General features: G+C 57.8%; 11 protein-coding genes. 2 read left to right on the top strand and 9 right to left on the bottom strand.

Translation table 11 applies throughout. The features are described from left to right. Positions 1-63: 63 nt before the first annotated feature. The 9 genes from AC07VU_RS04410 to rpmH all read right to left on the bottom strand — a co-directional run bounded on the left by AC07VU_RS04410 (position 64) and on the right by rpmH (position 8,835). Positions 64-936 (bottom strand): ParB/RepB/Spo0J family partition protein, encoded by an 873-nt coding sequence (locus AC07VU_RS04410; RefSeq protein ID WP_007924496.1) that lies wholly within the window; start codon positions 934-936, stop codon positions 64-66. A gap of 9 nt (positions 937-945) precedes the next feature. Further along, positions 946-1,743 carry a ParA family protein gene (locus AC07VU_RS04405; protein WP_007924494.1) on the bottom strand — a complete coding sequence of 266 codons (798 nt, stop codon included), beginning with the start codon at positions 1,741-1,743 and terminating at the stop codon, positions 946-948. Positions 1,744-1,761: 18 nt separating this feature from the next. Next, positions 1,762-2,406, bottom strand: a complete 645-nt coding sequence (rsmG, locus tag AC07VU_RS04400) for a 16S rRNA (guanine(527)-N(7))-methyltransferase RsmG (RefSeq protein ID WP_009041463.1) — start codon at positions 2,404-2,406, stop codon at positions 1,762-1,764. After that, positions 2,403-4,301: a tRNA uridine-5-carboxymethylaminomethyl(34) synthesis enzyme MnmG gene (gene mnmG, locus AC07VU_RS04395; protein WP_274305114.1), complete on the bottom strand. Its 1,899-nt coding sequence runs from the start codon at positions 4,299-4,301 to the stop codon at positions 2,403-2,405. The genes rsmG and mnmG overlap by 4 nt, the downstream gene beginning before the upstream one ends. Before the next feature lie 596 nt (positions 4,302-4,897). Further along, positions 4,898-6,268 (bottom strand): tRNA uridine-5-carboxymethylaminomethyl(34) synthesis GTPase MnmE, encoded by a 1,371-nt coding sequence (gene mnmE / locus AC07VU_RS04390; RefSeq protein ID WP_274305115.1) that lies wholly within the window; start codon positions 6,266-6,268, stop codon positions 4,898-4,900. Between the two features lie 91 nt (positions 6,269-6,359). Then, on the bottom strand, positions 6,360-8,042 hold the full coding sequence (gene yidC, locus AC07VU_RS04385) for a membrane protein insertase YidC (RefSeq protein ID WP_274305116.1): 1,683 nt from the start codon (positions 8,040-8,042) through the stop codon (positions 6,360-6,362). 2 nt (positions 8,043-8,044) lie between these two features. Next, entirely contained in the window at positions 8,045-8,290 is a 246-nt protein-coding gene (gene yidD / locus AC07VU_RS04380; protein WP_010465488.1) for a membrane protein insertion efficiency factor YidD, read from the bottom strand. Next, a complete protein-coding gene (gene rnpA / locus AC07VU_RS04375; protein ID WP_009041465.1) occupies positions 8,283-8,684 on the bottom strand; it encodes a ribonuclease P protein component in 402 nt (133 codons plus the stop codon). The genes yidD and rnpA overlap by 8 nt, the downstream gene beginning before the upstream one ends. Before the next feature lie 16 nt (positions 8,685-8,700). Then, entirely contained in the window at positions 8,701-8,835 is a 135-nt protein-coding gene (rpmH, locus tag AC07VU_RS04370) for a 50S ribosomal protein L34 (protein WP_003213577.1), read from the bottom strand. 567 nt (positions 8,836-9,402) lie between these two features. Here rpmH and dnaA point away from each other — a divergent pair. Next, positions 9,403-10,923: a chromosomal replication initiator protein DnaA gene (gene dnaA / locus AC07VU_RS04365; protein ID WP_023967689.1), complete on the top strand. Its 1,521-nt coding sequence runs from the start codon at positions 9,403-9,405 to the stop codon at positions 10,921-10,923. Positions 10,924-10,961: 38 nt separating this feature from the next. Continuing rightward, entirely contained in the window at positions 10,962-12,065 is a 1,104-nt protein-coding gene (gene dnaN, locus AC07VU_RS04360) for a DNA polymerase III subunit beta (protein WP_007924473.1), read from the top strand.

The raw sequence follows: 12,065 nt of genomic DNA, 5'->3' as shown, positions 1-12,065 counted from the left end.
GGTTCAGCCCCTATTCAACTGCCGGGTAGTGATTTCCGACTGCACGCTACATGAGGAAATGTTTCAGCGGATGTGTGCAAGGACGCCTTGAAGCTCATCGAGGGAGTTATACCCGATCACCAACTGACCTTTCCCTTTCTTTCCGTGACGAATCTGCACCGCAGAGCCTAGGCGCTCGGCCAGGCGTTGCTCCAGGCGCGCGATATCCGGGTCGGGTTTGACAGGTTCGGCAGGCTGCTGTTTGCCACTCAACCACTGGCGAACCAGGGCTTCGGTCTGGCGTACGGTGAGGCCGCGTGCGACAACGTGTCGCGCCCCTTCAACCTGTTGATTTTCCGGTAAACCCAGCAAGGCACGGGCATGACCCATTTCCAGGTCGCCGTGGGACAGCATGGTCTTGATCACTTCAGGCAAAGCGATCAGGCGCAGCAAGTTGGCTACAGTGACGCGGGACTTACCCACAGCCTCGGCAACCTGCTGCTGAGTCAGCTGGAATTCCTGCTGCAGGCGCTGCAGGGCAACCGCTTCCTCGATGGGATTGAGATCTTCGCGCTGGATATTCTCGATCAGCGCCATGGCGATGGCGGTTTCGTCGGGCACATCGCGGACCATCGCCGGAATGGTTTCCTGACCCGCCTGCTGGCTGGCGCGCCAGCGGCGCTCGCCGGCGATGATTTCAAAACGGCCGGAACCGATCGGACGCACCACGATTGGCTGCATCACGCCCTGAGTCTTGATCGAGCTCGCCAATTCTTCCAGCGCCTGAGGGTCCATGTCCCGGCGCGGCTGATACTTGCCGCGCTGGATCAGGTCTAGCGGCAAATGTTGCAGCTCACGCACATCGGCTTGAACCGCTTGTTCTTCCAGCGAGCTGACAGTCGGACCACTCAACAGTGCATCCAGTCCACGTCCGAGACCTCGTTTCTTGACGGCCATGGGGATTCCTTAAGTTGGCTGGGCAGCGGCTGCGCGTGAATTTTTCCGTTGCCGACGAACCATCTCGCCAGCAAGGGCCAGATAGGCGATGGCACCGCGGGACTGTTTGTCGTAGACCAACGCCGGCATGCCATAACTGGGGGCTTCCGCCAGACGGATGTTGCGTGGGATCACTGTGTCGTACAACTGATCGCCGAAGTGTTCCTTGAGTTGCGCAGAAACATCGTTCATCAGGCTCAGGCGCGGGTCGTACATGGTCCGCAGCAAGCCTTCGACCTTGAGGTTCGGATTGAGCAATTCGGAGATGCGCTTGATGTTATCCACAAGGTCGCTCAGCCCTTCGAGAGCGAAGTACTCGCACTGCATGGGGATAATGACCCCATCGGCGGCAACCAGGGCGTTGAGCGTGAGCATCGACAGCGACGGCGGGCAGTCGATCAAAATGTAATCGTAGTTTTCCCGGATCGGCGCCAGGGCACTGCGCAGACGGCTTTCCTTCATCTGCATTTCCAGCAGAACCACTTCCGCGGCGGTCAGGTCGCGGTTCGCCGGCAGCAGTTGATAGCCGCCGTGTTCGGAGTAGTGCATGGCCTGGGCCAGATCGCATTCGCCGATCAGCAGGTCGTAGACCGAATTTTCCAGGCCATGTTTATCCACACCGCTACCCATGGTGGCGTTGCCCTGTGGATCGAGATCGATCAACAGCACCCGGCGCTTGGTAGCAACCAGCGATGCTGCGAGGTTGATGCAGGTGGTGGTCTTGCCCACACCACCTTTCTGGTTCGCTATCGCGAATACCTTAGCCATTCTTGCTTGTGTTCCCAATCATGCCGTGCGGCGCAGTATCAGCAGATGGCGTTGGCCTTGGCAACCGGGTACGGCCAGGGCGTGTTCGCTATCGAGGTGGAAGTCCGCCGGCAATGCTACCAGCTCATCGGCGGGATGAACGCCCTTCATTGCCAGCCAACGTGTATCGCGGTCGCCGAGGTGGCGAGTCCAGTTGGTGAAGTTCTCCATGCTGCTGAATGCCCGGGAAATGATCCCGTTGAATGGCCGCTGCGGCTGGAAAGCTTCGACACGACTGTGGATAACTTGCAGGTTATCCAGTTTCAGTTCCAGTTTGACCTGGGTCAGGAAGCGGGTTTTCTTGCCATTGCTGTCCAGACAGGTCACTTGCGAATCCGGAAACAGGATAGCCAATGGAATGCCCGGCATCCCGCCGCCGCTGCCAACGTCCAGCCAGCGGCCGTTTTCGATGAACGACATCACGCTCAGGCTATCGAGCAGATGACGCGAGACCATTTCATCCGGATCGCGTACTGCGGTCAGGTTGTAAGCCTTGTTCCATTTGATCAACAGGGCCAGATAACCCAGCAGCAACTCGTGCTGGGCTTCTGTCAGGTTGACACCGAGTTGGCGAGCACCTGTGGATAACTCTTCTGCATGTTGCGAGGTGACCTGCGAACTCAAGCGCTTTGCTCCAACTGACGGCCCGCGCCGCGTTTTTTCAAGTGAATCATCAACAGCGAAATCGCTGCAGGGGTCACGCCCGGAATCCGCGAAGCCTGGCCCAGGGTTTCAGGACGCGTGGCGCCGAGCTTGCTCTGGATCTCTTTCGAGAGGCCGGAAATGTTGCTGTAGTCGATATCCACAGGCAGCTTGGTGTCTTCGCTGGCCCGCAGACGGGCGATTTCGTCCTGCTGGCGATCGATGTAGCCGGCGTACTTGGTCTTGATCTCGACCTGCTCGGCGACCTGTGGATCTTCTGCACCCTGCCCGGTCACTTCGACCAGACCAGCGTAGTCAATTTCCGGACGGCTCAGCAGATTCAGCAAGTTGTACTCATGGGTCAGCGGTGTGCCGAACTTTTCGGCGATCGCATCACCCTGCTCGGTACCCGGACGAACCCAAGTGCTTTTCAGGCGTTGCTCTTCCAGGGCAATACTTTCGCGTTTTTTGCAGAACGCGGCCCAACGGACATCGTCCACCAGGCCCAGTTCCCGACCTTTTTCAGTCAGGCGCAGGTCGGCATTGTCTTCGCGCAGGATCAGGCGGTATTCGGCACGGGATGTAAACATCCGATACGGTTCCTGGGTTCCCAGGGTAATCAGGTCGTCGACCAACACACCGATGTAGGCTTCATCGCGACGCGGGCACCAGCTGTCTTTGCCCTGCGCGCGCAATGCGGCGTTGGCACCGGCGAGCAAACCCTGGGCGCCGGCTTCTTCGTAACCGGTGGTGCCGTTGATCTGGCCGGCAAAGAACAGGCCGCCGATCACTTTGGTTTCCAGGCTGTACTTCAGGTCGCGCGGATCGAAGTAGTCGTACTCGATGGCATAGCCGGGACGCACGATGTGCGCGTTTTCCATGCCGCGGATCGATTGCACGATCTGCAACTGCACATCGAACGGCAGGCTTGTGGATATCCCGTTCGGGTACAGCTCGTGAGTGGTCAGGCCTTCCGGCTCGATGAAGACCTGATGGCTTTCCTTGTCGGCAAAGCGATGGATCTTGTCTTCGATCGACGGGCAGTAGCGCGGGCCAATGCCCTCGATCGAGCCGGCATCGGAATACATCGGCGAACGGTCGAGGTTTGCCGCGATGATTTCGTGAGTCCGCGCATTGGTATGAGTAATCCAGCAACTGACCTGCCGCGGATGCTGTTCCTTGTTGCCCAGGAAAGACATGACCGGGATTGGCGTATCGCCCGGTTGCTCAGTCATCACTGAGAAATCCACAGACCGGCCATCGATGCGCGGTGGCGTACCGGTTTTCAGGCGGCCCACACGCAGAGGCAATTCGCGCAGACGGCGAGCCAGAGCGATCGACGGCGGATCACCGGCACGACCGCCGGAATAATTCTGCAACCCGATGTGGATAAGTCCGCCGAGGAAGGTACCGGTGGTCAACACCACGGATTCGGCGAAGAAACGCAGGCCCATTTGGGTCACGACACCGCGGACCTGGTCCTGTTCGACGATCAGGTCATCCGCTGCCTGTTGAAATATCCACAGGTTCGGCTGGTTTTCCAGGATTTCGCGGACAGCAGCCTTGTACAGAATACGGTCGGCCTGGGCGCGGGTAGCACGCACGGCTGGGCCTTTACGGCTGTTCAACACCCGAAACTGAATACCACCTTTATCGGTAGCCATGGCCATCGCGCCGCCGAGGGCGTCGATTTCTTTGACCAGATGACTTTTACCGATCCCGCCAATCGCGGGATTGCAGCTCATTGCTCCGAGGGTTTCCACGTTGTGCGTCAGCAACAGGGTTTTTGCCCCCATGCGTGCTGATGCAAGTGCTGCCTCGGTACCGGCATGACCGCCGCCGATGACGATCACTTCAAAACGGGAAGGGAAATCCACCACGCACCTCGTGCCTGCTTATATGGGTAAAAAAGGATGGGTTCTTGGGATAACGGACAAGTATAGGGTCTTCGCCCTTCCTAAAGAACCCTTTGCACAAAATTTAACCAGCTGTGGATGACTCACGGACAATAGAAATTAAAAAGAAAGAAATTTATTAAATCTTTGTTTTTATGTTTATTCTTAGGCACCGACCTATCTGTGGATAGATTCATACAGCCCTTTGTTTTCAATATGTACAGAGATTCAAAAGTCTGTGGTTAGGTAGCAACGAGGCCTTTGGATAACCGGTGTAAGCCTGTGGATTAAAGTGATGCTTATCCACAGAGCGGGTTTTCCTCAGTTTTGACGCCCTGTTATCAACTGAGCCTAAGGGCAGTTATTCACAGGGCTTAATCCACAGAAAAAAGCTCGTCCGACCAAACGGCGGCCACAAGAAATCCGCCGGAGCGCCCAATTGCGCCCGACAAACTTGGAAATGATGGGGAGTACGAGGGATTTCAGGAGCGGGTTTGCCCGTGATGCCGGCGGAACACCGTCATGAGCATCACGAGCAACCAAGCCGTCGAACGGCTGCTCCTATAGGGAGATGGGGGTTATTTACCGATGCAGAAGCTGGAGAAGATCCGGCCCAGCAGGTCGTCCGAGCTGAAAGCGCCGGTAATTTCTCCCAGGGATTGCTGAGCTTGGCGCAGATCTTCAGCCAGCAGCTCGCCGGCACCGGCCAGGGTCAATTGCGAACGGCCATGTTCAAGTGCGTCGCTGGCGTGGTGCAGGGCTTCCAGGTGACGTCTGCGTGCACTGAAGCTGCTTTCGGAAGTCTGTTCGTAACCCATGCAGGCCTTGAGGTGCTCACGCAGCAGTTCCAGGCCCTCGCCGCCTGCCTTGGCACTGAGGCTGATAGTCACATGGCCATCGTCGCTGACCTCCAGGGCGATCGCTTCGCTGGTCAGATCGGCCTTGTTGCGGATCAGCGTGACTTTCGCCGGATCCGGCCGCTGTTCCAGGAACTCTGGCCACAAGGCAAAGGGGTCCAGCGCTTCCGGCGCCGTGGCGTCGACCACCAGCAGTACGCGATCGGCCTCGCCAATGGCCTTGAGGGCACGTTCCACACCGATCTTTTCCACCTGGTCCTCGGTATCGCGCAACCCCGCGGTATCCACAACGTGCAACGGCATGCCGTCGATGTGGATATGTTCACGCAGCACATCCCGGGTGGTACCGGCGATCTCGGTCACAATCGCCGCTTCGCGTCCGGCCAGGGCATTGAGCAGGCTGGACTTGCCGGCATTCGGCCGACCGGCGATGACCACGGTCATGCCGTCACGTAGCAAGGCGCCCTGCCCGGCTTCGCGGACCACGGTGGATAATTCGTCACGCACCGCGTCGAGCATCTGCAGGACGTGGCCATCGGCCAGGAAGTCGATTTCTTCCTCGGGAAAATCGATGGCCGCCTCGACGTAGATGCGCAGCGCGATCAATTGCTCGGTCAGGTTATGCACACGCTTGGAGAATGCCCCCTGCAAAGAGCGCAAGGCATTGCGCGCGGCCTGTGCGGAACTGGCTTCGATCAGGTCGGCGATGGCTTCGGCCTGGGCCAGGTCGAGCTTGTCGTTGAGGAACGCGCGCTCGCTGAATTCTCCCGGCCGGGCCAGGCGGCATCCCAGCTGCAGGCAACGCTGCAGCAACATATCCAGGACGATCGGGCCGCCGTGGCCCTGAAGTTCCAGCACGTCTTCGCCGGTAAAGGAGTTCGGCCCCGGGAAATACAGGGCGATCCCCTCATCCAGGACCTCGTTCCGATCGCTGAAAAACGGCCCGTAATGGGCGTAACGCGGTTTCAGCTCGCGGCCGCTGATGGCCTTGGCGGCAATGCTGGCCAACGGTCCGGAAATACGCACGATGCCCACACCACCGCGCCCCTGGGCGGTGGCTACGGCTGCGATGGTTTCACGAGGGACATTCATAACCCGCTCCAGACATAAAGAGGCAGACAAAAGTGACAGATAGCAAAACGCCCCACTAGGGGGCGCTTTGAGTGGTTATCCACAGAGTAGGTCAGGCAGCTGCTTTCTTGGTAGCCGCTTCGATCTTACGTGTGATGTACCACTGTTGGGCGATCGACAGGCAGTTGTTCACAACCCAGTACAGCACCAGACCCGCCGGGAACCACAGGAAGAAGAAGGTGAAGATGATTGGCATCATTTTCATCACCTTGGCCTGCATCGGATCCGGAGGAGTCGGGTTCAGTTGCTGCTGGATGAACATGGTGGCGCCCATGATGATCGGCAGGATGAAGAACGGATCCTTGATCGACAGGTCGGTAATCCACAGCATGAACGGTGCCTGGCGCATTTCCACGCTTTCCAGGAGTACCCAGTACAAGGACAGGAACACCGGCATCTGCACGAGGATTGGCAAGCAACCACCCAGCGGATTGATCTTCTCTTTCTTGTACAGCTCCATCATGGCTTGCGACATTTTCTGCCGGTCGTCGCCATGTTGCTCTTTCAGAGCCGCCAGTTTCGGCGCCACTGCACGCATGCGCGCCATGGATTTGTAGCTGGCCGCCGACAGTGGGAAGAAGATCCCCTTGATCAGCATGGTCAGGAAGATGATCGACCAACCCCAGTTACCCACAATGCTGTGGATATGTTGCAGTAGCCAGAAGATCGGCTGGGCAATGAACCACAGAATGCCGTAGTCGACAGTCAATTCCAGACCTGGGGACAACTCTTTCAGCACGGCCTGGCTTTTCGGACCGGCGTACAGAGTGGCGGTGGTTTCAGCCTTGGCACCTGGTGCAACGGTCAGCGCCGGGCCGGTGAAACCGATGATGTAGTTGCCTTGATTGTCTTTGCGGGTCTGCACCACGTTGCTTTCGTTCTTCGCCGGGATCCAGGCGGTCACGAAGTAGTGTTGCAGCCAGGCAACCCAGCCACCTTGCACGGTTTCTTTCAGCGAGCCCTTGTCGATATCTTTCATCGACACTTTTTTGTACGGCTCGGAACTTGTCCACAGGGCGGCGCCCAGGTAAGTCGCGGTACCGGTGGCGGTACTGGAAGAAGGATCGGAGCTGGCGTCGCGTTTGAGCTGGGCAAACAGGTTGCCAGTCCAGGCCTTGTCGCTGGTGTTGTCGATCAGATAGGTGACTTTCAGATCGTACAGACCGCGGGTAAAGGTGAAACGCTTGATGTAGTTGACGCCGGCATCGCTGAATTTCAGGTCGACATTCAGCTGGTTCTGGCCGTCAGCCAGTTGATAAGTCTTTTTTTCGGCCGAGTAAACCGGGCGTCCGGCAGGACGGGCATCCGGGCCGTTGGTACCGGTCAGGCCGCTTTGCGCCAGATAAGTACGTTCGCCACCGTTATCGAACAGCTGGAACGGAATTTCCGGATGGTCCTGGCGACGTGGATACAGCGGCAGCTTCAGCTGGGCGATATCACCACCTTGAGGATCGATAGCCAGATCGAGCACATCCGTTTTTATCTGGATGAGGTCTTTGCTTGCCGCTACCGGAGTTTCGGTAGGGGTGCTGGTATCGGTATTCGCGCTGGGTACATCGGCACTGGCGGAAGCATTGTTACCAACAGGCGTATCCGGTAGAGCCGGGGTGGCGGTGTTGGCAGCAACATTCTGAGTCGGCAGGGCAGCCTGGCCATAATCCTGGTTCCACTTAAGAACCATGACGTAGGACACGATTGCCAGGGCGACGATCAGGATCGTGCGTTTAATATCCATGATTACTCGGCCATCGAAGAAGAACGGGAGGTAGGGATAGGTGGAACCGGGTCATAACCACCGGGATTCCACGGATGACAGCGACCTAAACGACGAAAGGTCAGCCAGCCACCGCGCAGAAGGCCATGATTTTCGATGGCTTCATACGCGTAGCAGGAACAGCTGGGGTAGAAACGACAGTGACTGGCCATCAGAGGACTAATGGCATAGCGATAAAACTGGATCGGAACGAGTGCCAGTTTACGCATTCGGGCTGTCTACCCCTACAGTTTCGGGTTTGGCTGCTGGTGCTGGCTTGTTACGGGCCAGACGCTTCCAGAGCTTGTCGAAATGCTGAATCAATTCGGGGTTTTCTACATCGCCCAAACCTTTGCGCGCGACGATAACGATGTCCCAGCCGACCAGAGCATCCTGGTGCAGGCGAAACGATTCGCGCATCAGACGTTTGAGGCGATTGCGCTCAACGGAGAGCTTGACGCTCTTTTTTCCGATAACCAGCCCCAGACGGGGATGATCCAGATCGTTGTTGCGCGCAAGGAGCAGGAGATTTTTCCCCGGAACCTTGCCGGTAGGGGAGTCAAAGACTGCCTTGAAATGCCGGGGGGTAAGCAGACGCTTTTCCCGACTGAAGTCCTGACTCACCTCCAGTGCCGGAGTATCAAACTGCCAGACGCGCACGACCTTTGGCGCGACGACGCGACAGGACGGCACGACCGTTCTTGGTAGCCATGCGAGCACGGAAACCGTGGGTACGAGCGCGTTTGATAGTGCTTGGTTGGAAAGTACGTTTCATTGTCGTGTTACCTGGTTCGTCCACAACGGGCCGGAATGGCCCCCGTTTTAAGAGATCGGCGATTCTAGAGAAAGCAAGCCTCTAGGTCAATTTCCAACCAGCTTTTCCTTTGTCTGGGTATGTCCACATCGAAGACTGAAGAACCCGGTCAACCAGATATAAAAATAAAGAAGGGAATTATTTAAAGCTTTTCTGTAAAGCTTATAAAGGCTAGGGATGCCTCTGTCTGTGGATAACTACATTCAGCCCTTGTAGGCCGTGGTGTACAGAGAATGACAACACTGTCGAGAAACGGTGCTCTGCCTGTGCTGCGCTATCGGAAAAGCTGTGTGTGGAAAGGTTAGTTATCCACAGGCGGGTTATCCACCGATTTTCGCCCCCAGTTGTGCAATGCCCTCAGGCATGGTTATCCACAGAGCTTATGCACATACCATTGGTCGTGTTTTTTCGGGATAAAGCGTTGATTCATAGTGCCCTGTGATCAACCTACATGTGGATAAGTGTGCGTCTGGTCGCTACAATGGCGGCTTGTTTTTGCCTCACCGGCTTTCAACTTAGGGGATATCCGTGTCAGTGGAACTTTGGCAGCAGTGCGTGGAGCTTCTGCGTGATGAGCTGCCTGCCCAGCAATTCAACACTTGGATCCGTCCGCTACAGGTCGAAGCCGAAGGCGACGAGTTGCGTGTATACGCACCGAATCGTTTTGTTCTCGATTGGGTCAACGAAAAGTACCTGGGCCGCGTGCTCGAGCTGCTGGATGAGCATGGCAATGGCATGGCGCCGGCGCTTTCCTTATTAATAGGCAGCAAGCGCAGTTCCGCTCCTCGTGCGGCACCCAATGCTCCGCTGGCCGCCGCGGTTGCCTCTCAGGTTCAGCAGGCTGCCGCTGCCGCCCCAGTCGCAGCACCTGCTCCGGCCGCACCGACCAAACCGGCGACCCAGAAAGTCGCCGAAGTCAGCGAAGAACCCTCTCGTGACAGCTTCGACCCGATGGCGGGGGCCAGCTCGCAGCAGGCTCCAGTACGCGCCGAACAGCGCACCGTTCAGGTGGAAGGTGCGCTCAAGCACACCAGTTACCTGAACCGCACCTTTACCTTCGAAAACTTTGTGGAAGGCAAGTCCAACCAGCTGGCCCGCGCCGCGGCCTGGCAGGTAGCCGACAACCCCAAGCATGGTTACAACCCGCTCTTCCTTTATGGGGGCGTAGGTTTGGGTAAGACCCACTTGATGCACGCTGTGGGTAACCACCTATTAAAGAAGAACCCGAATGCCAAGGTCGTGTACCTGCATTCCGAGCGCTTCGTGGCGGACATGGTCAAGGCGTTGCAACTCAACGCGATCAACGAATTCAAGCGCTTCTACCGTTCGGTGGATGCGTTGCTGATCGACGATATCCAGTTCTTCGCCCGTAAGGAGCGTTCCCAGGAAGAGTTTTTCCACACCTTCAACGCCCTGCTCGAAGGCGGCCAACAGGTGATTCTCACCAGTGACCGCTATCCGAAGGAAATCGAAGGCCTGGAAGAACGCCTGAAATCGCGCTTCGGCTGGGGCCTGACGGTGGCGGTAGAGCCACCGGAACTGGAAACCCGCGTCGCGATCCTGATGAAGAAAGCCGACCAGGCCAAAGTCGAACTGCCTCACGATGCGGCGTTCTTCATTGCCCAGCGGATTCGCTCCAACGTGCGTGAGCTGGAGGGTGCGCTCAAGCGTGTCATCGCCCACTCGCACTTCATGGGGCGCGATATCACCATCGAGCTGATTCGCGAATCGCTGAAAGACTTGCTGGCCCTGCAGGACAAGCTGGTCTCTGTGGATAACATTCAGCGCACTGTCGCCGAGTACTACAAGATCAAGATCTCCGATCTGCTGTCCAAGCGTCGCTCGCGTTCTGTCGCGCGCCCGCGCCAGGTAGCCATGGCCTTGTCCAAGGAACTGACCAACCACAGCCTGCCGGAAATCGGCGATGTGTTCGGCGGCCGCGATCACACCACGGTCTTGCACGCATGCCGCAAGATCAATGAACTTAAGGAATCCGACGCGGACATCCGCGAGGACTACAAGAACCTGCTGCGTACTCTGACCACTTGATGACTCCAGCGCAGCTTATTAAGGCAAGGGACTAGACCATGCATTTCACCATTCAACGCGAAGCCCTGTTGAAACCCCTGCAACTGGTCGCCGGCGTCGTCGAACGTCGTCAGACCTTGCCGGTACTTTCCAACGTGCTGTTGGTTGTCGAAGGCCAGCAACTGTCGCTGACCGGTACCGACCTGGAAGTCGAGCTGGTCGGTCGCGTGCAGTTGGAAGAGCCGGCGGAGCCAGGCGAAATCACTGTCCCGGCGCGTAAGCTGATGGACATCTGCAAGAGCCTGCCGAACGATGCGCTGATCGACATCAAGGTCGACGAGCAGAAGCTGGTGGTCAAGGCTGGCCGTAGCCGCTTTACCCTGTCCACCTTGCCGGCCAACGACTTCCCGACCGTGGAAGAAGGCCCGGGCTCGCTGACCTGCCAGCTGGAACAGAGCAAGCTGCGCCGCCTGATCGAGCGCACCAGCTTCGCCATGGCCCAACAGGACGTGCGTTATTACCTCAACGGCATGTTGCTGGAGGTCTCCGCCGGTATCATCCGCGCCGTGGCCACCGACGGTCACCGTCTGGCTATGTGCTCGATGCAGGCCGATATCGGTCAGCCGGATCGCCACCAGGTGATCGTGCCGCGCAAAGGTATCCTGGAACTGGCCCGCCTGCTCACCGAGCCGGATGGCATCGTCAGCATCGTGCTGGGTCAGCACCATATCCGTGCTACCACCGGCGAGTTCACCTTCACCTCCAAGCTGGTCGACGGCAAGTTCCCGGACTACGAGCGTGTGCTGCCTAAGGGCGGTGACAAGCTGGTACTGGGCGACCGTCAGGCGCTGCGGGAGGCCTTCAGCCGTACCGCGATTCTGTCCAACGAGAAGTACCGCGGTATCCGTCTGCAACTGGCCAATGGTCAGCTGAAAATCCAGGCGAACAACCCGGAGCAGGAAGAGGCGGAAGAAGAAGTAGGCGTGGAATACAACGGCGGTTCGCTGGAGATCGGCTTCAACGTGAGCTACCTGCTCGACGTGTTGGGCGTGATGACCACCGAACAAGTACGCCTGATCCTGTCCGATTCCAACAGCAGTGCGCTGGTACAGGAGTCCGACAACGACGACTCGGCCTACGTTGTCATGCCGATGCGCCTGTAA

Source organism: Pseudomonas sp. GW821-FHT02B10 (assembly GCF_059421865.1).
The sequence above is the reverse complement of the archived record's forward strand: the minus strand, read 5'-3'. Positions and strand labels throughout refer to the sequence as shown.